Source organism: Rhizobium sp. WSM1274 (genome assembly GCF_025200775.1).
GTDB classification, from domain to species: Bacteria; Pseudomonadota; Alphaproteobacteria; order Rhizobiales; family Rhizobiaceae; genus Rhizobium; species Rhizobium leguminosarum_I.
Window position 1 is genome coordinate 1,748,333 of the sequence record NZ_CP104138.1, and the last position, 23,988, is coordinate 1,772,320.

At 59.5% G+C, this 23,988-nt stretch carries 24 protein-coding genes and 1 pseudogene; 9 read left to right on the forward strand and 16 right to left on the reverse strand.

Annotation, left to right across the window (positions count from 1 at the left end):
* Nucleotides 1–5 precede the first annotated feature (5 nt).
* The 3 genes from N2600_RS08860 (at nt 6) to tnpA (ending at nt 2,562) form a co-directional block, all read left to right on the forward strand.
* The gene (locus N2600_RS08860) at nt 6–1,004 is read left to right on the forward strand and encodes a TRAP transporter substrate-binding protein (protein WP_260298629.1); all 999 of its coding nucleotides are present in this window, start codon (nt 6–8) and stop codon (nt 1,002–1,004) included.
* Between the two features lie 291 nt (nt 1,005–1,295).
* Nucleotides 1,296–1,955 (forward strand): peroxiredoxin, encoded by a 660-nt coding sequence (locus N2600_RS08865; protein WP_017964008.1) that lies wholly within the window; start codon nt 1,296–1,298, stop codon nt 1,953–1,955.
* A 172-nt stretch (nt 1,956–2,127) separates the two neighbouring features.
* Nucleotides 2,128–2,562, forward strand: coding sequence for an IS200/IS605 family transposase (gene tnpA / locus N2600_RS08870; RefSeq protein ID WP_260298630.1), 435 nt, complete (start codon nt 2,128–2,130; stop codon nt 2,560–2,562).
* A gap of 80 nt (nt 2,563–2,642) precedes the next feature.
* On the opposite strand, the gene N2600_RS08875 is transcribed toward tnpA, so the two are convergent.
* Entirely contained in the window at nt 2,643–3,413 is a 771-nt protein-coding gene (locus tag N2600_RS08875; protein WP_222252827.1) for a gamma-glutamyl-gamma-aminobutyrate hydrolase family protein, read from the reverse strand.
* A gap of 192 nt (nt 3,414–3,605) precedes the next feature.
* Complete coding sequence (locus N2600_RS08880; RefSeq protein ID WP_260298631.1) at nt 3,606–4,328, reverse strand: glutathione binding-like protein; 723 nt, start codon at nt 4,326–4,328, stop codon at nt 3,606–3,608.
* 195 nt (nt 4,329–4,523) lie between these two features.
* On the opposite strand from N2600_RS08880, the gene N2600_RS08885 reads away from it, so the two are divergent.
* The gene (locus tag N2600_RS08885) at nt 4,524–5,507 is read left to right on the forward strand and encodes a lytic transglycosylase domain-containing protein (protein WP_260298632.1); all 984 of its coding nucleotides are present in this window, start codon (nt 4,524–4,526) and stop codon (nt 5,505–5,507) included.
* A gap of 91 nt (nt 5,508–5,598) precedes the next feature.
* Nucleotides 5,599–6,555: an NAD-dependent epimerase/dehydratase family protein gene (locus N2600_RS08890; RefSeq protein ID WP_260298633.1), complete on the forward strand. Its 957-nt coding sequence runs from the start codon at nt 5,599–5,601 to the stop codon at nt 6,553–6,555.
* Between the two features lie 87 nt (nt 6,556–6,642).
* Here the strand turns inward: N2600_RS08890 and N2600_RS08895 are convergent, their stop codons facing one another.
* From N2600_RS08895 to N2600_RS08920, 6 genes are all read right to left on the reverse strand, one after another.
* The gene (locus N2600_RS08895; protein WP_260298634.1) at nt 6,643–7,908 is read right to left on the reverse strand and encodes a glycerate kinase type-2 family protein; all 1,266 of its coding nucleotides are present in this window, start codon (nt 7,906–7,908) and stop codon (nt 6,643–6,645) included.
* Nucleotides 7,909–8,046: 138 nt separating this feature from the next.
* On the reverse strand, nt 8,047–9,444 hold the full coding sequence (locus tag N2600_RS08900; protein WP_260298635.1) for a dipeptidase: 1,398 nt from the start codon (nt 9,442–9,444) through the stop codon (nt 8,047–8,049).
* A gap of 17 nt (nt 9,445–9,461) precedes the next feature.
* Nucleotides 9,462–10,520, reverse strand: coding sequence for an ABC transporter ATP-binding protein (locus N2600_RS08905; protein WP_260298636.1), 1,059 nt, complete (start codon nt 10,518–10,520; stop codon nt 9,462–9,464).
* Nucleotides 10,521–10,527: 7 nt separating this feature from the next.
* Nucleotides 10,528–11,319 (reverse strand): ABC transporter permease, encoded by a 792-nt coding sequence (locus tag N2600_RS08910; RefSeq protein WP_065279702.1) that lies wholly within the window; start codon nt 11,317–11,319, stop codon nt 10,528–10,530.
* Nucleotides 11,316–12,140, reverse strand: coding sequence for an ABC transporter permease (locus tag N2600_RS08915; protein WP_260298637.1), 825 nt, complete (start codon nt 12,138–12,140; stop codon nt 11,316–11,318). Before N2600_RS08915 ends, N2600_RS08910 begins: the two co-directional genes overlap by 4 nt.
* 109 nt (nt 12,141–12,249) lie before the next feature.
* The gene (locus N2600_RS08920) at nt 12,250–13,290 is read right to left on the reverse strand and encodes an ABC transporter substrate-binding protein (protein ID WP_260298638.1); all 1,041 of its coding nucleotides are present in this window, start codon (nt 13,288–13,290) and stop codon (nt 12,250–12,252) included.
* 109 nt (nt 13,291–13,399) lie between these two features.
* Here N2600_RS08920 and N2600_RS08925 point away from each other — a divergent pair, with 109 nt between their 5' ends.
* Both N2600_RS08925 and N2600_RS08930 read left to right on the forward strand, forming a co-directional pair.
* Complete coding sequence (locus N2600_RS08925; protein ID WP_407766203.1) at nt 13,400–15,382, forward strand: adenine deaminase; 1,983 nt, start codon at nt 13,400–13,402, stop codon at nt 15,380–15,382.
* 109 nt (nt 15,383–15,491) lie between these two features.
* Nucleotides 15,492–15,791 carry a DUF6074 family protein gene (locus tag N2600_RS08930; RefSeq protein WP_017964020.1) on the forward strand — a complete coding sequence of 100 codons (300 nt, stop codon included), beginning with the start codon at nt 15,492–15,494 and terminating at the stop codon, nt 15,789–15,791.
* A 42-nt stretch (nt 15,792–15,833) separates the two neighbouring features.
* Here N2600_RS08930 and N2600_RS08935 read toward each other — a convergent pair whose 3' ends face one another.
* The 5 genes and pseudogenes from N2600_RS08935 to N2600_RS08955 all read right to left on the reverse strand — a co-directional run bounded on the left by N2600_RS08935 (nt 15,834) and on the right by N2600_RS08955 (nt 19,225).
* A complete protein-coding gene (locus tag N2600_RS08935; protein WP_222383801.1) occupies nt 15,834–16,925 on the reverse strand; it encodes an extracellular catalytic domain type 1 short-chain-length polyhydroxyalkanoate depolymerase in 1,092 nt (363 codons plus the stop codon).
* Between the two features lie 221 nt (nt 16,926–17,146).
* Nucleotides 17,147–17,406, reverse strand: a pseudogene (locus tag N2600_RS08940) (catalase HPII); the annotation flags it as partial.
* 177 nt (nt 17,407–17,583) lie between these two features.
* Entirely contained in the window at nt 17,584–18,504 is a 921-nt protein-coding gene (locus N2600_RS08945) for a hypothetical protein (RefSeq protein ID WP_162118453.1), read from the reverse strand.
* 218 nt (nt 18,505–18,722) lie between these two features.
* A complete protein-coding gene (locus N2600_RS08950; protein ID WP_170261364.1) occupies nt 18,723–18,992 on the reverse strand; it encodes a hypothetical protein in 270 nt (89 codons plus the stop codon).
* Nucleotides 18,989–19,225 (reverse strand): hypothetical protein, encoded by a 237-nt coding sequence (locus N2600_RS08955; protein WP_162118454.1) that lies wholly within the window; start codon nt 19,223–19,225, stop codon nt 18,989–18,991. The genes N2600_RS08950 and N2600_RS08955 overlap by 4 nt, the downstream gene beginning before the upstream one ends.
* Nucleotides 19,226–19,532: 307 nt before the next feature.
* Between N2600_RS08955 and N2600_RS08960 the strand changes: the two genes are divergently transcribed.
* On the forward strand, nt 19,533–19,712 hold the full coding sequence (locus tag N2600_RS08960; protein ID WP_017964026.1) for a hypothetical protein: 180 nt from the start codon (nt 19,533–19,535) through the stop codon (nt 19,710–19,712).
* A gap of 164 nt (nt 19,713–19,876) precedes the next feature.
* Here N2600_RS08960 and N2600_RS08965 read toward each other — a convergent pair whose 3' ends face one another.
* Nucleotides 19,877–20,080 (reverse strand): hypothetical protein, encoded by a 204-nt coding sequence (locus N2600_RS08965; RefSeq protein WP_162118455.1) that lies wholly within the window; start codon nt 20,078–20,080, stop codon nt 19,877–19,879.
* A gap of 195 nt (nt 20,081–20,275) precedes the next feature.
* Between N2600_RS08965 and N2600_RS08970 the strand changes: the two genes are divergently transcribed.
* A complete protein-coding gene (locus N2600_RS08970) occupies nt 20,276–22,213 on the forward strand; it encodes a DUF4396 domain-containing protein (RefSeq protein WP_162118456.1) in 1,938 nt (645 codons plus the stop codon).
* 91 nt (nt 22,214–22,304) lie between these two features.
* Here the strand turns inward: N2600_RS08970 and N2600_RS08975 are convergent, their stop codons facing one another.
* Both N2600_RS08975 and N2600_RS08980 read right to left on the reverse strand, forming a co-directional pair.
* Nucleotides 22,305–22,559: a hypothetical protein gene (locus tag N2600_RS08975; RefSeq protein ID WP_017964029.1), complete on the reverse strand. Its 255-nt coding sequence runs from the start codon at nt 22,557–22,559 to the stop codon at nt 22,305–22,307.
* A gap of 419 nt (nt 22,560–22,978) precedes the next feature.
* Complete coding sequence (locus N2600_RS08980) at nt 22,979–23,983, reverse strand: acyltransferase family protein (RefSeq protein WP_260298892.1); 1,005 nt, start codon at nt 23,981–23,983, stop codon at nt 22,979–22,981.
* Nucleotides 23,984–23,988 lie beyond the last annotated feature (5 nt).

Here is a 23,988-nt window from a genome sequence, read left to right on the forward strand (position 1 = left end):
ATCCCATGGACAATCTCACCCGACGCAATTTCCTGAAGACCACAGCTCTCGCCGGAACGGCGCTTACGGCACCCGTCTTCGTCCGCACGGCTGCCGCCCGCACGACGACGATCACGATCGCTTCGCTGCTCGGCGACGACAAGCCGGAAACGAAAATCTGGGTGAAGATCGGCGAATTGGTCGAAGCGAAGCTTCCCGGCCAGTTCAAGTTCAATATTGTCAGGAACGGTGCGCTCGGCGGCGAGAAGGAGGTGGCCGAAGGCGTGCGTCTCGGTTCCATCCAGGCCAGCCTTTCCACGGTCTCGTCGCTCTCCGGCTGGGCGCCCGAGCTGCAGATCCTCGATCTGCCCTTTCTCTTCCGCGATGCCAACCATGTCCGCAAAACCGTCGCCGGCGATGTCGGCGCCGATCTCAAGCAAAAACTGCAGGCGCAGAATTTCGTCGTCGGCGATTTCATCAATTACGGCGCCCGCCATCTCCTGACCAAGGAACCGGTGACGCGGCCAGAGCAGCTCAAGGGCAAGCGCATCCGTGTCATCCAGAGCCCGCTGCACACCAAGCTCTGGAGCGCGTTCGGCACGACTCCGATCGGCATTCCGATCACCGAGACTTATAATGCGCTCGCAACCGGTGTCGCCGACGCGATGGATCTGACCAAATCGGCCTATGCCGGCTTCAAGCTCTACGAGGTCGTGCCAGACATGACCGAGACCGGCCACATCTGGGCGTCAGGCGTCATCTATTATGCCTCGACCTTCTGGGCCGGCCTTAACGACGAGCAGAAGGCGGTATTCCAGCAGGCTTCCAGCGAAGGGGCTGCCTATTTCAACCAGTTGATCGTCGACGACGAATCCAAATCCGTCGAGACGGCCCTTGGCCATGGCGGAAAGCTCTTGCAGCCGGAGGCCTTCGACGAATGGCAGAAGGGCGCGCAGGGCGTATGGGCCGACTTCGCGCCAATCGTCGGCGGCATCGACAAGATCAAATCCGTTCAGGCAGCCTGAGCCAAGGGCAGGCGGTTACTTCAGCAGGTTGACGGGAACCGATGGCAAAAAATCGGTCTTTTCACCGCGCCGGCCTTCCGGAAAAATAATGCCGGAGCAGGAGGCAAAATCGAAAGAGCATGCCTTCGGTTCTCGTGGTATATGGCTTAAAGAAATGCGACGAAAATCTTGGGATGGGAGGCTTTCTGTTCTCAGCCGTCACGACCCGGACTTTTGAATGATCCGGTAGGCGGCTCCCATGACGACGATCTGCATTAATGACATTCAACATCAGGCTTTGGAGGGCCGACCATGAGTTTACGTATCAACGACATTGCCCCCGATTTCACTGCCGACACCACACAGGGACCGATCAGCTTCCATGATTGGATCGGCAACGGCTGGGCCGTATTGTTCTCGCATCCAAAGAATTTCACGCCAGTTTGCACGACCGAACTCGGCGCCATGGCCGGCCTTGCAGGGGAGTTTTCCAAGCGCGGCGCCAAGATCATCGGCATCTCCGTCGATCCTGTGGAAAGCCATGCCAAGTGGAAGAACGACATCAAGACCGCCACCGGCTTCGACGTCGAATATCCTTTGATCGGCGACAAGGACCTCAAGGTCGCCAAGCTCTACGACATGCTGCCGGCCGGTGCCGGCGAGAGCTCGGAAGGCCGCACGCCTGCCGACAACGCGACGGTGCGTTCGGTCTTCATCATCGGTCCCGATAAGAAGATCAAGCTGATCCTGACCTATCCGATGACGACGGGCCGCAATTTCAATGAGATCCTGCGCGCCATCGATTCCATCCAGCTGACGGCCAAGCACCAGGTGGCGACACCGGCGAACTGGAACCAGGGCGAGGACGTCATCATCACTGCCGCGGTTTCCAACGAAGACGCGATCACGCGTTTCGGTTCCTTCGATACGGTTCTGCCCTATCTCAGAAAGACGAAGCAGCCGACGGCCTGACGACTGCTTTCAAGCCATCCCCAAACCGCCGCGAAAGCACTTCGCGGCGGCTTTTTACTATGGAATAAATAAACCTCCACCTTCGGTGGAGGACTGGACGTGTTCTACATCATAGTTGAGAGACCTCCGAGCTTGGACCGTTAGATTGGCCGAGACATAGAACGGAGGTTTTATGGACGAACGATCGCAATCACACGCGACGTGGGACGGCAAATATCATGTGGTCTTCGCGAGTAAGTACCGAACGAAACGCCTTTACGGGGACGTACGGCGTGAGTTGGGGGATCTTTTGCATACTCTTGCTCGACAAAAGGGGTGCGAAATCAAGGAAGGGCACTTGATGCCCGACCATGTGCACATGCTGATATCGATCCCACCAAAATACTCAGTTTCTCACATTGTTGGGTTCTTGAAGGGCAAGACGGCAATTTACGTTGCCAACAAGTATGCCCGCAAACGACGCTACAAGGGTTATCACTTTTGGGCGCGTGGGTACTTCGTGTCTACGGCTGGCTATGATGATCAGGTCGTCAGACGTTATATTCGTAATCAGGAAAAGGTCGACAAAGCTTCCGACTTTGCCGACCTCTTTAATGCCAGCTACTAACATATAGCAAAACCGTTTCTAGCGGTTCAAGCGCAGCGTTTCAAACCTCCACCTTTGGTGGAGGTCATGACTTGATCAGACTAGGCGATGGCTTGATGGGCTCTCACCGCATCGCCGAATGCTTGAAACAGCGCACGATTAACAGGGTTGGTTTGCGGATCGTATTCGGCATGCCATTGCACACCCAGAGCAAATCCCGGCGCGTCCTTGAACCGTATCGCCTCGATCGTCCCGTCCTCGGCAATGCCTTCGGCAACGACCCTCTCGCCGAGTTCGAGGATGCCCTGTCCATGCAGGGAATTCACCCGGATCGTCTCCCGGCCGAGGATACGCGCAAACATCCCATCCGCAACGAGCTGAACGTCGTGTCGATCGCCGAAAACGATGGCTGGGTCGGGATGGATCTCACCTGTTTCCAGGCGCGGCATTCGGTGGTTCATGCGTCCGGGCAATTCCCGGATTTCGGGATGCAGCGAGCCGCCGGCGGCGACATTCATTTCCTGAAAACCGCGGCATATGCCGAAAACAGGAACGCCTTGCGCAACACAGGCTTCGATCAATGGCAGCGCCAGCCCGTCACGATCCTCATCATATGGCTCATGCTTGGGATCCGGCACCATGTTGAATCGGCTGGGATGGACATTGGCTCTGGCACCCGTCAGCAGAATGCCGTCGACGACAGCCAGCAGATCCGCGATATCGGCCAGTTTAGGATTGCCGGCAAACATCAGCGGCAACGCTTCGGCGACATCGGCCACGGCTCGCAAATTGTTTTCTCCGACAAGCTGGGTCGAGAAGCGGCTTTCGACGATGCGGGCGTTCCCGATGATGCCGATTACAGGTCTTGCCATTGCTTGTCACACCCCAAGTCGCAACGCCAGCTACTGCCCAAGCCGCCTGGCCCTCGGGCAGGTGATTTGCAACGCCGCGAAACCGGAACCGGCCTCGGGCTGACTGCCGGCTCGGTTGTCACCATATGGTTATCCTTGGTCGCGATGCAGGTGCAAGAGCTTTTGCGACCGCCAAGGCATCTGGGCCGGTGCTCAATCCGGAACGGGAAGGGCGCGCTGGTTGTAGAGGATCTTGCGGATGCGCGCCTGTTCCTCTTCGGAGAGCTTGCTGTTGTCGGTGCCGAGATCGGCGCCGACCGCAAGGCCGCGCTGGACGCCGGGCCTTGCGCCGACTTCCTCGAACCATCGCTTGAAATGCTTGAACTCGTCGATGTCCTGACCCTGTGCCTGCCAGCTGACGGTCCAGGGATAGCTGGCGATGTCGGCGATGGTGAATTCGTCACCGGCAAGGTAGCGCCGGTCGCGAAGCCGCATGTTGAGAACGCCGTAGAGGCGGTTGGCTTCGTCGGTGAAACGCCGCACCGCATAGGACTGATCGCCTTCGCGATCGCCAAGGCGACGGAAATGACCGGCCTCGCCGAGTTTCGGCCCTTGGTTCGCCATCTGCCAGATCACCCATTGCGTGACCTCGTATTTGCCACGCAGATCCTGCGGCCAGAATTTTCCGGTCTTCTCGGCGAGGTAGAAGAGGATCGCGCCGGATTCGAAGACGCTCAACGGACCGCCGCCGTCGGCAGGCGCGTGATCGACGATGGCAGGCATGCGGTGATTGGGGTTGAGTTTGAGATAATCAGGCTTGAACTGGTCGCCACGGCCGATATTAACCGGCACCAGCCGGTAGGGCGTGCCCGTTTCCTCCAGGAAGATCGAAACCTTCTTGCCGTTCGGCGTCGGCCAGTAGTGGGGATCAATCATCTGCTTATCCTCGTTCGCTCGGGATTTCCTGGCAAACAGGACGACGCTACGACCATGGCAGGTCGAATATGTTTGTTCCAAAATCGGTAGCGAAATTAGAAACCTGTGACCGTCCCCGGCACCAATTCGGGTGCAGGTATGGAAATGGGGGAGGCGTCGCGCCTTCATCAATGGTATCTAGAATCCAGCGTCGCGATGGAAGTTCGAACCCGCCGAGATCCGATGATACGTCGAAAGCGTCAGTCCGACATTGCGAGGAGATCGACGAAGGCCATGCTTTCGCTCTGTCTTCTGTTTCCCGCCGTGGACACAATAAAGGCCCAGCCTGAAGGGAGCGCCGGGTCGCCGGCCTGCTTGTATTCGGGACCTTCGGCGGCGGGATCGGGTGAGACGCTCTGCATCCGGAAAGACAGTTTCAACTACGACCTTTGCGTCGCGATCGAGCATTTCGCCAGCGCCAACCAATTGCCGGCGGATTATTTCGCCCGTCTCATCTGGCGAGAAAGCACCTTTCGCCCCGATGCAGTCAGCTTCAAGGGAGCCCAGGGGATTGCGCAGTTCATGCCCGGAACGGCCAAACTGCGCGGTCTCGAAGACAGCTACCAGGTGTTGGAAGCCCTGCGGAAATCGGCGCAGTATCTCGAAGAATTGCGCAATCGTTTCGGCAATCTCGGCCTTGCCGCCGCCGCCTATAATGCCGGGGAAAACGGCCTTGCCACTTACCTTGCGTCAGGCAGATTACCTTACGAGACGCGCAGCTATGTGATGGCAATCACCGCGCATACGGTCGAGGAATGGAAGGATAACCCACCGGAAGATGCGGCCGCCCCGCTCGACAAGGACAAGTCCTTCCTCGATGGCTGCGTGGCGCTTGCGGAGAGACGGACGTTGAAGGACACGCCCTGGCGTCAGGAAGGTGAATGGGCGCCCTGGGGCGTCCAGCTTGCGGCGAATGCAAATGTCGCGGTAGCCCGGCGCATGTTTCTCGATGCCGTGCAGGATCTGCCTGCGCCTCTGAATGCGGAGCAGCCGCTGATCCTGCGCCAGCGCGATCGCGGCTTCGGTTTTCGGCCGCGTTATGCTGTCCGCATCGGCCGGCAGACGCGCATGGAAGCCAACGACCTCTGCAACCAGATCCGCAAGCATGGCGGCACCTGTCTGGTTTTCAAGAATCGATAGCGGGCCTGTCCAGCCTCTTGATCACGAAAAGTCTGCTTGCAGGATCATCTAAGCGCAGCATATTCAACACGGAAATGCCAAGGGAGGAACGATGATGCGGGTTTTGGTAATCGGAGCAACGGGCCATGTCGGAACCTATCTCGTTCCCCGTCTGGTGGAAGCCGGTCACGACGTTGTCACGATCAGCCGCGGTACGGCAAAGCCTTATACGGCAAACCACGCCTGGGCTGCCGTCGATCAGCGTCAGATGGATTGGACAGCCATGGAGCGGACGGGTGATTTCGGCCCGGCCGTGCGTACATTGGAAGCCAACATCGTCATCGACATGATTTGCTTCACGCTGGAAAGTGCCGAGCATCTGGTGACGGCGCTGTCGGGGCATGTCGGTCACTTCCTGCATACCGGCACGATCTGGACGCATGGCCATTCGACGGTCGTACCCACGCTGGAGGAGACGCCGAAATTTCCCTTCGGCGACTATGGGACGCAGAAGGCGGCAATCGAAACCTATCTGCTGCAGCAGGCAAGGCTTCGCGGATTTCCGGCAACCATCATCCATCCCGGGCACATTGTCGGTCCCGGTTGGGCGCCGCTCAATCCGGCCGGCAATTTCAACCTGCAGGCCTTTTCAACCCTTGCCCGCGGAGAGACCCTGGCGCTGCCCCATTTCGGCTTGGAGACCGTTCATCACGTCCATGCCGACGACGTGGCGGCGATGTTCATGGATGCGATCGCCAACTGGAATGCGTCGACCGGCGAAAGTTTCCACGCGGTTTCGGAGCAGGCATTGACCCTTCGCGGTTATGCCGAATCCATGTCTCGCTGGTTCGGGCACGAGCCGAAGCTCAGCTTCGCCCCATTCGACGCCTGGGCCGAAAGTCAGACGGCTGAGGATGCAAAGGCGACCTGGGAACATATTGCCCGCAGCCCGAATTGCTCGATCGCCAAAGCCAAACGCCTGCTCGGTTACACTCCGAGATACACCTCCCTGCAGGCGGTGCAGGAATCCGTAGGTTGGCTGGTCGGGCAGGGGCGGATCGAGACCTGATCCGCCAGCGCCGCGCGTAGCGGTCGGCTGTTTTTGTTTTACGCAATTCCGGACGGAAAACCGCTTCGCACTTTTCCTGAAATTGCTCTAACGGATCAGGATAGCCCTGAAATCATTGACATTGGTTCCGGTCGGGCCGGTTTCGAAGAGATCGCCGGTGGCCGCAAAGCCCGAATAGCTGTCATTGCCGTCGAGCAGCCGGCGCGGATCGAGCCCGGCGGCGCGCAAGCGCCTCACCGTGCCGCCATCGGCAAAGGCGCCGGCATTATCCTGCGAGCCGTCGATGCCGTCGGTGTCGGCAGCGAGGACATGAATGCCCTCCTGTCCGTCGATCGCAAGCGCCATGGCGAGCGCGAATTCGCCGTTGCGTCCGCCCTTGCCACCCTTGGTTCTCAGCGTCACCGTCGTCTCGCCGCCGGAAAGGATGACGACCGGCTTCGGAAACGGCCTGTTCCGGCCCGACACTTCGCGGGCGATGGCTGCATGCACCAGCGCCACGTCGCGCGATTCTCCCTCGATCGCATCGGAAAGGATCGCCGGCTCGATCCCCTGCGACGTCGCCAGGGCAGCGGCCGCCGCCAGCGAAACGCCGGCGGAGGCGATGATGTGATGCGCGTGGCGCAAGAAGACCGGATCATCCGGCCGCGGTGCATCGGCCTTCGGCGAGTTCAGATGGTCGAGTGCTGCCTGCGGCAGCTGTAATCCGTATTGCCTGATGATCTCGAGCGCATCGTGTCGTGTCGAACCGTCAGGGACTGTCGGCCCTGAGGCGACATGGGCCGGGTTGTCGCCGGGAATATCGGAGACGATCAGACTGACGACCCTCGCTTCGGTCGCTGCCGCAAGTCTTCCGCCCTTGATGGTGGAGAGATGCTTGCGCACGACGTTCATCGCCGAAATCGGCGCGCCCGAGGCAAGCAGCATTTCGTTGAGTGCGATCTCGTCTTCAAGGGTCAGCCCGTCCGGTGGGGCGGGCAGCAGCGCCGAGCCGCCGCCGCAGATCAGCGCGATCACCAGATCGTCTTCTGTCAGCCCGTTCACCGTCGCCATCAGCCGCTTTGCGGCGGCAAGGCCAGCCGCATCCGGCACCGGATGCGCTGCCTCGAGGATCTCGATGCCGCGTGTCTCGCAGCCATAACCGTAACGGGTGACCACCACACCTTCGAGCGGTCCGTCCCAGACGCTTTCGAGTGCCCGCGCCATCTGCGCCGCGCCCTTGCCGGCGCCGATCACCACGGTCCTTCCCTTCGGCCTTTCAGGCAGATGCGCCTTGATACCGGTCAGCGGATCGGCGGCGCGAACCGCCGCGTCAAACAGGCCTTTCAGGAAATCGCGGGGAGCGGTTATCGTCATCGGTGGTCTCTACTGCCTCGGGATCGATGGTAATGTAGGGCGCTTGCTGCACCATTGCCTAGTGCATAATGCAGCAATTCAAAGTGTTACAGCGCCCTTTGCGGCTCCCGAAAAGCTGCGCGGCGCGGTACACTCGCATCAGTCGGCGAGGGCCGCCAGGATGCGGACCCAGGATCGTATGCCTTTATGAAAGCTGGAGAGATCGTATTTCTCGTTCGGGCTATGGACGCGGTTGTCGAAGCGGGCGAAGCCGACCAGCAGGGCATCGCATCCGAGCCGCCGTCTGAATTCGCCGATGATGGGGATCGAGCCTCCCGTGCCGGCAAGGGCCGCTTCGCATTGCCATTCCGTCGAAAGCGCCTGAAGCGTTCTGGTGAGAAACGGACTGTCGATCGGCATGACCGTTGCCGGCGAAAGCCCGTAATCCCTGAAGCTGACCGAACAATCCCTGGGGATACGTGCGCGCACGTGCCGCTGGAAGGCATCGCGGATCGCCTGGGGATCCTGTCCTTTCACCAGGCGAAACGAAATCTTGGCGCTCGCCTTGGCCGGAATGACCGTCTTGAAGCCTTCGCCCGTATAGCCGCCGCTCATGCCGTTGATCTCGCAGCTCGGCCGCGCCCAGATCTGTTCGAGGACGGAACGGCCTGCCTCGCCGGCCGGATCTCTGAGGCCGATATCGCCGAGAAAGGCCGCCTCATCGAAGGGCAGCCTTTTCCACAGCGCCTTGATGGCGTCCGGGAGCTCTTTGACGCCATCATAAAAACCCTCGACCGCGACGCCGCCATCGGCGCGCCGCAGGCTCGAAACCACGTCTGACAGCACCTGCAGCGGATTGCGCGCGGCATTGCCGAACATGCCGGAATGCAGGTCTTGATCGGCGCAGGTGACCTCGATTTCCGTACTAAAGATACCGCGCAGCATCGTCGTGACGGCAGGCGTTTCGCGATCCCACATATCCGTGTCGCAGACGAAAACCGCATCGGCCTTCAACTCGTCTGCCGTGGCATCCAGAAAGGGTGCAAGGCTCGGGCTGCCGGCCTCTTCCTCGCCTTCGAACAGCACGCTTACCTGCACCGGCAGTTTTCCGGTGCCCCTCTTCCAGGCGCGGCAGGCTTCGACGAAAGTCATCAACTGTCCCTTGTCGTCGGACGCGCCGCGCGCCACGATCGCGGTATCGCCGTTCGGCAAGGCTTCCATGCGCGGCTCGAACGGATCGCTCGTCCACAGCGCCAGCGGATCGACCGGCTGGACATCGTAATGGCCGTAAAACAGCAGATGCGGTCCGGATGCCGCCTTTTCATGGGCGACGACCATTGGATGGCCGGTCGTTTTGCGCACCGATGCTTCGAAGCCGATGGCAGCCAGATCCCGGCTCAGCCACTCGGCAGCGGCGCGGCAGTGATCGCGATAGGCCGGGTCGGTCGAGATGCTCGGAATGCGGATCAGCTCGAAAAGCCGCGCCAAGCTGCCATCGAGGCTTTTGTCGACATAGGCAAGAACGGCATCGATATCTTGGTCCATGGCACTATTCATCGTCTCTCCTCAGCGTTTCAATCTTCCGGATCGAGAATGCAGCATTGCTCTGCTAGAGGCGTCAGCACCGCGGACGCCCCTGGTTCCATCGGATCGGACAACGCCCCATTGGCGGTGATCTCTCCCGCTGATGTCATGCATTTGTACTGATAGGCTCGGCCGAGATAGGTGCGCGTGCCGAGCACGGCCGCGATGCCATCGCCGTCACGGCTGACGGCAAGACCGTCTGCGCGGCAGGCCAGCACGAAGTCATCCTTGATCGGCCCGAATGTGTCCTGTGACAGCTGCAGGCTGGCTCCGCCCGTCGTTTCGGTGGTCACAAGCGCGCCGTTGCGCGCGGTCACCTTCATACGGATCAGGTTCTCGAAGCCGACGAAACGGGCGACGAAGGCGTTGGCCGGCTGACGATACAGCACCTCCGGCGCGTCGAGCTGCATGATGCGCCCGGCATTCATGATCGCCACTCTGTCGGAGATCGAGAATGCCTCCTCCTGGTCGTGGGTGACGTAAAGTGATGTCGTGCCATTGGCGCGCTGGAGCTGCCTGATCTCGACGCGCATGTCGATCCTGAGCTTTGCATCCAGATTGGAAAGCGGCTCGTCGAACATCAGAAGCGGTGGCTCGATGACCAAGGCCCGGGCGAGGGCCACGCGCTGTTTCTGACCGCCTGACAGAGCCGACGGCAGGCGGTCGGCGAGGGCGGAAAGGCCGACACGCTCCAGCATGGCCATCGTTCTTTTCGTCAGTTCCGGCTGAGGAATACGACGCTGCCTCAGGCCGAAGGCGACATTGTCCTGTACGCTCAGGTGAGGAAAAAGCGCGTAGTTCTGAAAGACCAGGCCGATGTCGCGCGCATGTGCGGGAAGGCCGGTCAGGTCGCGCTCGCCGAGCTTGATGCTGCCGCTGCTCGGTTGCAGAAAACCGGCCACGAGCCGCAATGTCGTCGTCTTGCCGCAGCCGCTGGAGCCGAGCAAGGAGACCAGTTCCCCGGCCATGATTGAGATCGACAGGTCCTTGAGCACCTGCGTGCTGCCGTAGTGGGCGGAGATGGAATCGATGGTGAGGGATACGGTCAAGAGCGTTCTACTTTGTCAGGAAGGTGAGGCCGAGCGTGGCCTCGACGACGGCCATGACGCCGACTGTCACGAACATCAGCAGCACCGAGACCGATGCGATCGTCGGATCGAAGAACTGTTCCATATGCGCGAGGATCTGAATCGGCAGCGTCGAGATGCCCGGCCCCGTCAGGAAGACCGAAACCGACACGTCGTTGATCGAGGTGATGAAGGCGAGGATGAAGGCGGCAATGACCCCGGCGCGGATGTTCGGCAGGACCACGGTCAGGAAGGTTTTCAGCGGCGGGCAACCCAGGCTGATCGCCGCCTCCTCGACGGAAAAATCGAAGGCCGCCAGGCTGGCGCCGACGACACGCACCGAATAGGGCAGGATCAGCAGGGCATGGCCGACCAGCAGGCTGATAAAGATTGGCAGTCCGAGGCCGATCGTGACCGATTTCATCAGCGAGAAGCCGAAGACGATCTCCGGCACCAGGATCGGCAGCACGAAAATGGTGGAAAGCCAGCGCGGCAATTCCACCCGGTAGCGGTTGATCGCATAGGCTGCCGGGACACCGATCAGCAGGGAGAGCGCCGTGCCGAGAAAGGCGACCTGCAGGCTGGTGATCGCGGTCGTGCGGAAGGCTTCGATCTGGAAGATATTGACGAACCAGCGCAATGTCAGGCCCTGCGGCGGGAAGGTCAGATAGGTCGTGTCGCTGACGGCCGCACCGATGATGATGACGAGCGGTGCGAGCAGGAAGAAGAAAACGCAGGCCGCAAAGGCGGCGAGGATAGGGTGAACGCGCCTGTCCATCACACCGCCATCGGATTGAGCCGGCGTGCGATGCGGCTCATGATGAGGACGACGCCGAGCGTCAGCACCACCATAATGGCGGCAATCGTCGATGCACCGACCCAATCGAAGGTCACCATGGCGCGCTGGTAAAGGAAGGTCCCCATCATCATCTGCTTTTCTCCGCCGAGCAGTTGTGGTGTCGCATAGGAGGTGAAGCTGCCGGTGAAGACCAAGACCGCGCCGACGATGAGGCCGGGTGTCGCAAGCGGCAAGATCACCTGAAAGAATGTCATCAGCGGTTTCGCGCCGAGCGAGGCGGCGGCATCGATCAGATCGCGCGGGATACCTTCAAGCACCCCGACGAGGGTCAGGATCATCAGGGGAACGAAGAGATAGACCATGGCAACGATCACCGAACCTTCGGTATAGAGCATCGAAAGCGGTTCACTGAGGATGCCGGTCGAGATCAGAATGGCGTTCAGAATGCCGTTCTTTCCGAGAATGATCAGCCATGCGAAGGATCGGACGACGACACCCGTCAGCAACGGAAAGACCGCCGCGATGATCATGATACTCTTCGCATGACCGGGCATCTGCGCGATTACATAGGCGGTGATGAAACCGACGGTGAGCGATATCGCCGTCGTGACCAGGGCGACTTCCAGCGTCCGATAAAGAACCGCCCGGCGAAAGCTGCTGCTGAAGAATGTCACATAGGGCGCAAACAGGCCCTTCGGTTCCGCAAACGTCGCCGCAATGGTGATGGCGACGGGAATGATGAGAAGCACAACGACGGCAATCGTCGCCGGCATCGTCAATCCCCATCTGGCAAAACGCTTCATCTCGAAACTCGTCGCATATCCTAGTATCAGGAGCGCCGCATCTCGGATTCGGATGTGCGGCGCTTCCATGTCTGGCAGTCAACCAGGTCAGGCCGGGATATCGGGCACCTTACTGACCGAAGACTTCGTTCCAGCGGTCGATCCAGTCGGCCTTGGCAGCATTCATCTTGGCATAGTCGATGCGGGTGAGGCTGGCGACCATATCCGGGCCATAGGTCCAGATCTTCGCCTGGTCCGGCGTCAGGCTGACCTTTGTCGAGATCGGCGCATCGACACCTTGTTCGGCTTCGGCCTGCTGGACGTCCTTGGATAGGATGAAGTTGATGAACTGATGGGCGAGTTCGACATTTTCCGAACCCTTCGGGATGTTCACGGTGTTCAGCGTGGCGATATCGCCGTCCTTGAGCTTGGCCCATGTCATCGTCGGAACGGCCGCCTGCATCGATGCCAGGGTAAAGTCCTGGGCCAGCGCAACACGCACTTCGCCTGTTGATATCAGGTTCACCAGCTCCGAGCCGGTGTTGTAGTTCTTGACGACATTGGGCTTCAGCGCCTCGATTTCCGAGAAGGCCTTGTCGGTGTCCTCATAGGTATCTGCGCCGCCATGCTTGCCGGCTTCCAGAACGACCAGCGGGCCGGCCGTAGTGGTGATTCCGGGCAAGGAGACGGAGCTTTTCAGATCGTCGCGCCACAGGTCGCCCCAGGCGGTGATCGGCGGGTTGACCTTGGCGGAATCATAAACGATGCCGACGCGCCCGATCGTATAGGCGGGGCCGTATTTACCCTGAGGCGCCTTGCCCAGCTCGTAGATATCCGCGAGGTTGGGGATCTTTGACGCATCGATCTCCTGGAACAGTCCCTGTTCGATGCCGAGCTGCGAGAAGCTGTCGGTAAGATAGATGACATCGACGCCCTTGCCATCGCGCAGTTTCAGCTTGTTGAGCCGGTCGGCATTGTTGCCGGTCTCGAACACGATCTCGCAGCCGCAGATCTTCTTGAACGGCGTGATGATGTTCGCATTCATCTTCTCGCCGTTATAGCCCCACCAGGAGATGGTCAGCGTCTTCGATTGCGCATGTGCCGCTGTGGTGCTGCCGACGGCGGCAAGCAGCGCCAGAGACAGGATTCGGGCAAAACGTCTGGCCTTCATGAGCAATGTCCTTCTGTGAAAAGCGGCGTTGGCAATCGGGATGATACCCCCAGGATTTGGGGGATACTATTTTTTGATCGATCGGGTCGCAAGCTCAATAATTGAGCAAATGCGCTCTTATGCGAGGAATTTTCCAAGGCCGGAGCATCGCTTTACACGTCGGCCTGTGGCCTTTACGGTCCGGCGGTTCCAGCTTCTCACGGGCATTTCATTCATGGCCACTTCGCGTACTGCCCTTCCCGACGATCTGCTGATCAACGCGTCCGACGAGGTTTTGACGCGCCAGGATCTGGTGCTGACGGCGCTCGGACGCCGGCCCGCCGACAAGCGGTTGCGCGTGGGCAAGTTGCTCGATGTCCATTCGAGGACATGGCTCGACGATCAGGAGATTGTCATCAAGGGCCGCCGCATCGCCTATGTCGGCCCCGCCGGCAGTTACGCAGGCGAGGTGAGCGAGCAGTTCTCCGAGCCGGATCTTGCGGCCGTGCCGGGCTTCGGCGAGGCACACAAACATATCGAAAGCTCCCATCTGACCCCCGAATGGGAGGCGGCTTTGGTGATGCCGCATGGCGTGACCTGGACATGCGAGGCGAGCCACGAATTTTCCAACGTCAACGGCGCCCGCAATCTGGAATTCTGGCTGGAAGCGCGCCGGCGCGGATCGCCGATGAAAATCTTTCCCCTGCCTGGCTCAGCCGTGCCGCCGACCGCCTACGAGTGGGGCGGCGGCTGGTTCGGCTACGACGAACAGAAAGCCTTTCTTTCCGAGAGCCTGATGGTCGCCGGGCTGGACGAGGTCATGGACTGGCCGTCCATTTCAGATCCCGGCAATCCTTCCTACGATCGCCTATGGGGCATGATCGGCGCGACCTTCGAGCAGCGCGGCGTCGTCGAAGGCCACGGTGCGGGACTGCGCGACATGGCCTCGATCAACGCCTTTGCCGCAGCGGGTCTCGCTTCGGATCATGAAGGCTGGTTTCTCGATGAGATCTGGCAGAAGCTGCTCCACGGTCTTTTCATCGAGCTCCGGCCGCATTCCCTGCCGGAGGTCATCCGTGGGCTGATCGACAAGGGGCTGACGGATTGGTCGCAGATCGCCCTGGTCACCGACGACCGCAGCGCCTCGGACACGCTGAAAATCGGTGCGACCGACCACAATGTCCGCCTCGCCATTGAAAACGGCCTTGCGCCGGAGATCGCCATCCAGTGCGTCACCCTCAATCCGGCACGCCATATGCGGCTGACGCCTTGGGTCGGATCGATCGCGCCGGGCCGCTTCGCCGATTTCGTTCTTCTCAGCGACATCGCCAGCCTCTCGATCGATAAAGTGTGGGCCGACGGGCGTCCCGTTTCCGAGGGTGCGACATTCATTGACGTGCGCCCTGAAATCGACTGGCCGCAATGGGCGACGCGGACCGTGAAAATAGACAGGACGATCACGGCTGACGATTTCCGCATCGAGGCGCCACCGAACCGGGCCACGGTCAACGCTGCACTTTTGCGGCCGTTTCACTGGCACGACGATTTCATCACCATGGAATTGCCGGTGGAAGAGGGCGCCGTGCAGCGGGATCCCGCGCGTAATGTCACCAAATTCGCAATTGTCGACCGGTTTTCCGGAGAGGCGAAGGTCTCCAGGATGTTCTGGCTGGGCACCGGACCGCGCACGCCGGAGACGGCACTCGCCTCTACGCTGGGGCACGACAAGCACAATATCTGGACGGTCGGCTCATCCGACGAGGCGATGGCGATATCAGTCAATGCCCTGAACGAGCAGCAGGGCGGCTGGGTGCTGGTATCCGCCGGCAAGATTCTCGCCCGCGTCCGCTACGAGGTTGGCGGCCTGATGACGGCGCGTCCGGCCGAAGTGCTCGATGCGGAGATGCAGGCTCTTTATACAGCCGGCGCCGGGATCGACTGGATGTACGAGCCGACCTTTTCGCCTCGATGGTGGCCGGGCTTTCCCGAACGCCTGTCATTTGCAACGCTGACCTGCTCGCCCTGGCGTTGGGTCCTAGTCGCGCCGTCGGAACTGGCGCCGGAGGGGTTCGTGAACGTGCTCAACGGCAAAACCCATCCGATCGTCTGGTGACGTTGCTGCCCGCTAAAATTCCACCTGATCGATCTTCTTACTGCAGCAAATAGAAAGCATTAACCATAGTCCCGTAGACAACGAACAGGATCAAAGGAACCTGTGTTCGATGGCTACTGAAATGACCCGCCGGCCTGCCGGCGACAATGAAGGCAGGATTATTGCCTTTCCCGCTGGAACCGGAACTGCCAATGTCGAGCGTTGCGCTCGCGAACTCGGCCGGCGGCATGGCGCAGATGCGATAGAATTCTGGAAGGCCGAATGCCGCAGGATTGCCGATCAGCTTTTGGCGGCCGGGATGCCGGAGAGCGATGTCGGTCAGCGGGTGCTGCAGTTTCAGCAAGACGTCCAGAGCGAACTGGTCTTCAGCCATCAAAACGGACCATTGCCCAAGTCTCAAAACCGATAGCGGCGATCTCGCGGGTTCTGACGGCCGTGATATGCCTTGCGACTATCGCAGCAGTCCGGCGGACCGAAGGGCGTCTTCAATGATTTTTTGGATGCCGCCACGATCGCTACCTGTGCCGTATGGATCTGCCGCGCTTTCCGGTTGAGCAGCAGAGACTTTCGCGTTGCGCCGTTTTTCAAACGAGGGGACGAGACCCCAGGACCTGGCAATTTCGACGGTCGAGGAAATTCCGACGTCAAGCATGAAGGGACCGCTTGCCCCATAGCCGGTGCCGACATCAAGCGGCGTGCCATGACCCATCCCGGCAATCGTATAGAGCTCGATTACCTCGACGCCGTCAGCGTCGGTCCAGACCTTTCGCTGATGCTGTCCGATCTCTTCGACACGCCCCGGGAATGCGTCGACGCCGTGGACATGTGTCCATTGCTCGACCATCGTATTTGCGTTGGACGGCACGACGGTTCTGTCTGCGCTTCCCTGCCAGATCGATAATGTCGGCCACGGTCCGTTGTGCTCTGAAGCATTTCTCAACCGCTGTTGAAGCTCTTTGCTGGTCGGACCGCCCTGGCCGCGCATTCGGTCGAACGCCTCGGGAATGGTTGCGGCACTGGCATATGGCAGGCCTGCGATGATTGCGCCGCCGGCAAAGACCTCGGGATAGGTGGCGAGCATGGCGGCGGCCATCGCACCGCCAGCCGAAAGTCCGGTCACGAACACGCGCCTGCCGTCGATGCTGTGTTCCGCAACCACCTTCGCAATCATCTGACGAATGGAAAAGACCTCGCCGTGATCCCGGCTTATGTCCTCCGGGTTAAACCAATTGAAGCAGAGGTTTGGATTGTTTGCCCGCCGTTGCTCGGGAAACAGCAGTGCGAAGCCGTAGTCCTCGGCCAATCGCGACCAGCCGGACCCGATATCATAGCCGGCGGCAGTCTGGGTGCAGCCATGCAGGACGACGACCAGGGCCATGTTCTTCCCGCGCTGTGACGGCAGATACGTATAGCCTCCCAAAGCCCCGGGATTAGAACCGAACGTTTCCAGGGAGACGAGGTCGGTGTTGTCCTGCGTGGGGCGGGTGCGAAGCATTCCTCGCAGCGCAGCAAGGCGTGCAAGCGTGTCTGACATGGATCTCATGAAAATTCTCCGCCAATCAGCAGCCGGGACGGCGGTGATGCTTACATAAACGCGTCAGTGAGCGAATGGTTGCTGCAGTGCACAATATTCTGGGGTGGCTGCACTTCCAAGCGCGTGGGCATGGTGCGCCGGCTCCCGCGACGAACCGGCTCCGGGCAAGTTCCATGACTAGGCTCAAACCTACGGCAAACCACTCTCTCACCGAGTGACGAGGAAAACGGTCAATTCAATTTGACCGATGGCTCCCGGCCCCAGACACGCAGTTTGCCAAGCGCCTTGATAAAAGCTGTAACGTCCTTCGTCGCTCCGAGCGCAATCACGCCTCATCGGGTGAATTGGCGATTCCGGCCTTCTGCATCAGCGCCTGTGCTGATTCCACATAGCCGATGAACTTGCAGTGCACGAAGGCATCCGCCACGAAATCGCGGGCCGTTGCCTCCTTTAGCAAGTCGCCGGTTCCCTCGGCCGAGGGGAGGAGTGCGGTCCGCCGTACTCCGGTGAGATTTTGACCTCACCGAAGTATCACCACGGCCGCATGTTCCGCTCGATGCAAAATAAATCGCCAATTGGGAAAGAGGCTGGCGGCGGAGAGCCGCGATGGCGCCGGTTAAAAGGGGACGCGTTGCCCTTCGACCCCGCGCCCGGTTTCCGTCGATTCTTAAATCCGAGGTGTGACGAGGAGATCCTCCTCTTCATCGCGCTGCGACCCGCCGAACGCTGCGGCGGCAGAGGCGATGAAAGCCCCGATCAGAAGCGACAACGCGCCGAGCAATGCCGTGGTGGAGGCCGCCTTGCGTGCCTTATCGGCGGCTTTCTGGGCGGCGACCTTGGCGTCGTCGATCCGCTTCAGCACGGTGTCGACGCGGGTACGCGCATCGGCTTCGGAAAGACCGGTCCGCGCAGAGACGATGGTGGCGAGATAGGCCTTGTCATCATCAGGAATTTGGCCTTCAGCGGCGCCGTTCAGGAGGATGCGGGATACTTCCGCCGTTGCCGCGGCGTCATTCGACGGTGCCGCTGCGCGAGTCTGATCAGGACGCAGCAACGCGTCGGTAAAATAGGCAGTGGGCAAATCCATCGGCGATGCTGTCGACGATGCGGCTGCCGTGCCGGCTGCAGTGGCGGTCGAACCCACAGCTTGTGCGGCGGAGCCTACGGCTTGTGCGCCTGCGCCGGCAAGCGAAGTCAGCGACGACGCCAGAAATCCGGCGACGAAGATCGTCGCCAGCGCCCAGCTGATGAAGCCATGCGCCGTATCGCGGAAGAACACCTCATCGGTGTGGACGGCCGCCCACTTCGTGCGCAGCCGGCCGGTGATGTAGCCTCCGAGCCCGGAGGAGAGCCATTGCACGACAACGAGCCAGATCGCTGCCGTCACCCCCACCGTGCCGAGCGAACTGCTTTGCCCCGACCAGGGCGACACCATCGTCAACCCAACCCCGGATCCAAGCAACAGAAGAATGAGCGTCACCCCGATGGCAGCCGCGGCGCCTGCGAAGATAGGCCCCCATGTGATGGCGGATTTGGACGATTCGACCGGAGTAGCAATCTCTCCGGAACCTGTCATTGAAACCGACATGATCTGTTCCTATCGCATAAACAGAGCAAGAAGGATGATGATCGGCAGTGGAACACCAAGCAGCCAAAGAAGAATACCGCGACCCATGAGAGACCTCCTGTCAGGAACTGACGTTACGTGGTTGATGCCACTCAACTTTTATCCACGGCGTTTGTTCCCGGCCGGCTTCTCTCGCGCGGGTTCAGCCGAAACCCGACATGATCTGCCGCGCAATCTCTTCAATCACGCGGCAGCTTATAAAGTAACAACAGATTGTCGGATCGGTTGCCGCATCCTTGACATTTGAGGCGCTTGGCAACCTCGGCGAGAGATATGTCACGGCCGCAACGGCGAGCAATCTCCCACCGGTCGATGGATGTTTCGTGATGGCATATGCGGCAACGGGCATGGAGGACGTACCACTGCGGCAAGGTCGCCAGCGTTTCTTTTTCGATTTCGACGGCATGGCGACCAGGAGATGCGAGTTCAATACTGCGGCGATGTTTCATGCCCGTTCAACGGTCTGTGTCCGTCCACGTGTCATGTCGCAACCCATCCCTCTTTCCGCGAAGGCAAGCTGAAGTCGCAGGTGATGGCAGTCCAGCAGCAATGTCGTGATGGCGGCACGGACGTCACCATCATGAAAGGCGACAACTGCATCGACTTCAACTTTCAGCGCTTCTTCTGCCAGCTTTTCAGCTATCTGCGGACGCACGATCTCGATCTCCTTCAGAGTTTCCACCGCAAGTTTTCAGATTGGCGGCCATTACGCCGATGTTCCTATTATGTTCCGATGGACTGACGAGTCAAGAGAGGTCGACGCTGAGGTTTCCGCAGCTTTCGAACGGAAACAATCTCGAGAGCCCTTGGTTGACGTTGCAGAGTTTATGGAGGTCGCAAGAGAATCTTGCGCGTTCGGAGCTAACGCCAATCGGGGAGTGCGCCTATATCATCCAGATGATCTGGAAGGAGATGAGTTCTGGGAAAATTTCTCCCAGTATTCCAAAAGGGGAGAGGCTCTCATCGCTTCGTAAACTGGAGAAGCATCGATGAACAGACTTCAGACATTTGTAGCAGCCGCGGCAATCAGCCTTGCCGCCATGACCTCGGCCTGCTCGACACCACCGAATTCATATGGCTCGGCATCAGGATATCAGCCGGGCGATTCAATGAACCCGGCCTGTGCGGATGGATTTCGGCCAGGCGACGGCCGTTCATGCAGCTATTAGAGCCAGGCGTCTAAAGGCGGGCGTCCCTTTGTCCGTACAACAGGCGGTGGCTGGCCGCTTCAGCGCTAGGTTCCTGGAGCGCCAACCGGCACCGTGGCGGACTATTTCGCCGGCCGGCCGGCTGCAATACAAGCGCGCCGTCAGGTCGCTTTTATCGAGCATGCTTACTTGTTTGTGCGGCCGCGCTGTTTAGGGTTTATGCCGCCAAATCTGTTGGTGTCGTTGGCCACATCGCCTTCTTCGGTGTTCTCCCCGGCAATATCGTCGGCGCCCGTGTCACGATGCAGCCCCTTCGATTGTCCGATACCCGGATCTCGCTCGAGATCTGCGTCGGTAGGGCGAGATGACTTGGGATGTTTGGAAGTCATGATTTTCCTCCGTTTCGTTGCCTAATGCAAAACAGCGGCCGGCTGCGAGAGTTCCAGTGAAAACGGGATTAAGCGGGCATATTGGTGCTTTAATTAGAACACGTAGGGGCGGCTGATCGCCTCCTTGACGGCGTCGCCCTTGCCGGGGGCGGCGACCGCTCCAAATCAGGTGCCAATGTTGTCAGAGGCGGAACGATGCTCATTCAGCCAATTGATTACTTTCTGCTTGTTTGGTTTGCACTTGCCCTTACGTCCACCTTGTACGTTGCTTGGGACCAGTACACCAACAATCCCGAACCGGTGGTGATGAAGTGGGGCTTCATCCTCGTCACGCTCTACCTCGGTCCCTTCGGGTTGCTGATCTATGTGCTCGCCGACAAGGAGCCGCGGCCGGGCACGCACGAAGAGTTCGTCAAACCGCTATGGAAGCAGGGCATCGGCTCCACGATCCACTGTGTGGCGGGAGATGCTACCGGTATCATCATCGCCGCGGTGATCGTCGCGCTACTGGGTCTGCCAATGTGGCTCGACCTGATCGTCGAGTACATCGCCGGGTTCGTGGTCGGCCTCTTCATCTTCCAGTCCCTCTTCATGAAGAACATGATGGGCGGCACCTACCAAGAGAACGTTCGCAAGTCCTTCCTGCCTGAGTTCATCTCCATGAATTTCATGATGGCCGGCATGGCGCCTGTCATGAGCTTCCTGATGATGGGCCGCGATATGCGCGCCATGGAACCGACCGAACTGCTATTCTGGGGCGTCATGTCGTTGGGCGTCATGGTCGGGTTCGCGCTCGCCTATCCGTCCAATGTCTGGATGGTCGCCCATGGTCTCAAGCACGGTTTGATGACCGACCGCGGAGACACTGACCATGCCGAGCGTGCGCACGAAAGCCGTTCGGAGCCCTCGCCACCAGCGCATGAGCACAAGGAAAACCATCGACACGCCGTGATGGAAGCTCCGCGGTCGCCGCGTCGCGGGAGCGCGCTCCATCATGATGGCCACGGTTCCGGCCACGACATGGCCCCGGATACGCCTGTGCCACAGCTCGCTGCCGTTGGTGGCATCTCACTGATGTTGTTGCTGTTCGGCATGGTCGCCCCTGCCAACTGGGTCAATATGACGTTGAGCGCGCGCGATGTCGAGGGCGCCATCATGCCGCCGGGCATGATCATGGATCGCGACACTCCGGCCGAGGCGATGCTGGATATGGCGGCGATCCATCCACGCTATATCACCGCTACCTATGGCCTCGACACGCGCGGCGACCGTGTGCTCGAACCTCGCATTGAGGGCGGCGTCAAGGTCTTCGACATGGAGACCAAGGTCGTTCGCTGGACGATTCTGCCAGGAATCACGGTCGACGCCTACACTTTCAATGGTCAGCTACCCGGTCCGCGGCTTCAGATCCGTGAAGGTGATCGCGTCCGCATCAAGGTGAAAAACAGCCTGCCCGAAAGCACGTCAGTGCATTGGCACGGTTTGGTCCTTCCCAACGAGATGGACGGACCGGCAGAAATTACCCAGCCGCCGATCAATCCGGGCGAGACCTACGTGTACGAATTTACTGCGGGGCAGTCGGGTTCATATTTCTATCACTCGCACGACCACGTTGACCGGCAGCAGGCTCTGGGCCTCTATGGCGCGTTGATGATCGATCCGGCGCAAGCCGATCCGACCACGATCGCAGACCACGAGTATGTCATTCTCTTGCAGGAGTGGCTGAAGCGCGAGGGCCTCACCTATCCAGCCATGCCGATGGATGGCGGGCAGCCCAACTACTTTACCATCAACGGCCGTGCCTATCCCGAGACAGACACCATCAAAATGAAGGTCGGCGAAACCCTGAAGGTGCGCTTTGTCGGGTCGAACAATGGCTTCATCCATCCCATGCACATTCATGGTGGACCATTTACCGTCGTTGCCCGTGACGGCATCAATCTCTCGCCAACAGCGCGCTTTCAGGCGGACACCGTCAATGTCGGCCCAGGACAGCGCTACGACGTTATCTGGAAGGCGCTCAATCCCGGCAAATGGCTCATTCACTGCCACATCGGGCACCACACGACCAACAATAATACCGAAACCGAAGGGGGCGGCGGCCTGATGATGGTCATCGAGGTTGAGGTCTAACAAACACCGCCGCAAATCACACCGCGTCGGTCACCCCGTTGCCAACACCAGCAGCGAGCCGGTTGGTTGGTTTGACTGCCAATTCACTTCGCTACCGCTTTTTCCGGAGGTCACCGGGCAAAGCGTCAATAAGTTGATGCACTTTTCCGGTGGCGAAGGCGATGTCCTCGCGCGGCAGATGGACTGTTATCTCGATCTCTTGCCACCTGCCGCCATGGTCTTTTGCGAACCTGACGGCGGCTTCCAAAGAGGTGAATTGCACCGCCGGTGCATTGGCGGTCCAGAACTGCACGCTGCAGTCCGCCGTACTGTAATCTAAGAATGCTTTTTCGGGATCTAGCGCCATGGCATTTGCTGTACACCGCCGGCAGTTTTTTGGCCAGCGGTTACCTGCTCGCAGTAAAAGCGCGTTGTCAGCCAGCAGAATTTTACTACCGAAGCCATCACAAGCGCGCCGTCGGTCTCACCAACCGGCGGGCCGTCGTGCTGCAAAGCGGGGAGGGAAGTGAGAAGAAAGCGCCTGCATTCGGAGTTATCAACGGAGCAGGCGCTTAACTTGAAAAATGGCTCCCCTAATGGAGTTCTGACGTTCCACAAGAACGCATCAGCTTTCGCCAGCCGCGCTCACGCTATCGAGTTCTTCGGAGCATATCGCGGGTCGGACCTGCTCGGCGTCGATGCGTTCAAGCGCGTGATTCTCCCGTGGGGGATTATCTAAAGTGAGCGGCCACGGCACTGCGCTAACAAGTGCCGTGGCCTGAACTGTCAAGTGCTCTCTGGTAGAAGCAGGGCTGATGTGACAACGCGCTTCTTCCACACTCGACTGACGCGTTCGCGAAGAAAGTCGTGGGATGGCCTGTCGAAGACATAGTAGCAGAGGAGGCCGACCGCCATTGAAGCCAAAAAGGTGAAAGCGGCTAAGAGTAGCTGCTGGCTCAATGGAACACCCCATCGCTCAAGACCGATCTTCGAGAAGAGATATTTACAAACACCGATCGTGATCAAGTGGGATAGATAAATGGCATAAGAGGCATCGCCGAGCGTCTTCAGAAACTCGATATGTCTGACGCTGCCGTTTCTCTCGTAGGACAATGATCCGACTAGAACGACGGCTGCAGGTAATCCCCACGTGACCACGCGCGCGAAACCGCCTTCTGGTGGCGCGATGAAGGACAGCGCTATGCCAGCAATGCCGAGGGCGATCAACAATAGGTCAACGCCGCTTTGAAGCCTGCGGCCCGACCTATACCAAGCCGCGATCGAAATGCCTGCGGCGAATTCGAGAAGCATCGGCGAAGTGAAAAGTCCGAATGGTGCATTGTGGAACGGGAGTTCTCTGGCCAGGACGAAAGAAATCAGGGCCGCCAGGATGCATGGCAGGCGATAACGCTCGCGAACCAGCAGAGACAGCGCAAAAATCAAGTAGAAAAACATCTCGTAGTTGAGCGTCCAACCCACCCCCAGAGCCGGTTCCATGTCGCCGTTTCGACCATAGTAAGGGATGAACAGCAACGACATCACGATCTGAAGAGGTGTCGACAAGAAATTTCCAAATGAGCCCGGCGACACTTCTGAGGCAATAACAAATATCACAGTAAAGAGCCAATAAAGCGGAACGATTTTTATTAATCGATGAGTCAAAAACGTTCCAAATTTCATGTCCTTGCCCGCAGTTACCGACCACATAATGAAGCCGCTGATCAGGAAGAACAAATCGACTCCTGCGGCTAAAGGCCTCCACTCGCACCCAAAAATATAGCCTACGTGCATTACGA

Excerpts from the sequence above, each read along its gene's own strand:
- N2600_RS08860 (WP_260298629.1), top strand. The coding sequence starts at position 6 with ATGGACAATCTCACCCGACGCAATTTCCTGAAGACCACAGCTCTCGCC.
- N2600_RS08865 (WP_017964008.1), top strand. The coding sequence starts at position 1,296 with ATGAGTTTACGTATCAACGACATTGCCCCCGATTTCACTGCCGACACC.
- tnpA (WP_260298630.1), top strand. The coding sequence starts at position 2,128 with ATGGACGAACGATCGCAATCACACGCGACGTGGGACGGCAAATATCAT.
- N2600_RS08875 (WP_222252827.1), bottom strand. The coding sequence starts at position 3,413 with ATGGCAAGACCTGTAATCGGCATCATCGGGAACGCCCGCATCGTCGAA.
- N2600_RS08880 (WP_260298631.1), bottom strand. The coding sequence starts at position 4,328 with ATGATTGATCCCCACTACTGGCCGACGCCGAACGGCAAGAAGGTTTCG.
- N2600_RS08885 (WP_260298632.1), top strand. The coding sequence starts at position 4,524 with ATGGAAGTTCGAACCCGCCGAGATCCGATGATACGTCGAAAGCGTCAG.
- N2600_RS08890 (WP_260298633.1), top strand. The coding sequence starts at position 5,599 with ATGATGCGGGTTTTGGTAATCGGAGCAACGGGCCATGTCGGAACCTAT.
- N2600_RS08895 (WP_260298634.1), bottom strand. The coding sequence starts at position 7,908 with ATGACGATAACCGCTCCCCGCGATTTCCTGAAAGGCCTGTTTGACGCG.
- N2600_RS08900 (WP_260298635.1), bottom strand. The coding sequence starts at position 9,444 with ATGAATAGTGCCATGGACCAAGATATCGATGCCGTTCTTGCCTATGTC.
- N2600_RS08915 (WP_260298637.1), bottom strand. The coding sequence starts at position 12,140 with ATGAAGCGTTTTGCCAGATGGGGATTGACGATGCCGGCGACGATTGCC.
- N2600_RS08920 (WP_260298638.1), bottom strand. The coding sequence starts at position 13,290 with ATGAAGGCCAGACGTTTTGCCCGAATCCTGTCTCTGGCGCTGCTTGCC.
- N2600_RS08925 (WP_407766203.1), top strand. The coding sequence starts at position 13,400 with ATGCGCTCTTATGCGAGGAATTTTCCAAGGCCGGAGCATCGCTTTACA.
- N2600_RS08930 (WP_017964020.1), top strand. The coding sequence starts at position 15,492 with ATGGCTACTGAAATGACCCGCCGGCCTGCCGGCGACAATGAAGGCAGG.
- N2600_RS08935 (WP_222383801.1), bottom strand. The coding sequence starts at position 16,925 with ATGAGATCCATGTCAGACACGCTTGCACGCCTTGCTGCGCTGCGAGGA.
- N2600_RS08945 (WP_162118453.1), bottom strand. The coding sequence starts at position 18,504 with ATGTCGGTTTCAATGACAGGTTCCGGAGAGATTGCTACTCCGGTCGAA.
- N2600_RS08950 (WP_170261364.1), bottom strand. The coding sequence starts at position 18,992 with ATGAAACATCGCCGCAGTATTGAACTCGCATCTCCTGGTCGCCATGCC.
- N2600_RS08960 (WP_017964026.1), top strand. The coding sequence starts at position 19,533 with ATGAACAGACTTCAGACATTTGTAGCAGCCGCGGCAATCAGCCTTGCC.
- N2600_RS08965 (WP_162118455.1), bottom strand. The coding sequence starts at position 20,080 with ATGACTTCCAAACATCCCAAGTCATCTCGCCCTACCGACGCAGATCTC.
- N2600_RS08970 (WP_162118456.1), top strand. The coding sequence starts at position 20,276 with ATGCTCATTCAGCCAATTGATTACTTTCTGCTTGTTTGGTTTGCACTT.
- N2600_RS08975 (WP_017964029.1), bottom strand. The coding sequence starts at position 22,559 with ATGGCGCTAGATCCCGAAAAAGCATTCTTAGATTACAGTACGGCGGAC.
- N2600_RS08980 (WP_260298892.1), bottom strand. The coding sequence starts at position 23,983 with ATGCACGTAGGCTATATTTTTGGGTGCGAGTGGAGGCCTTTAGCCGCA.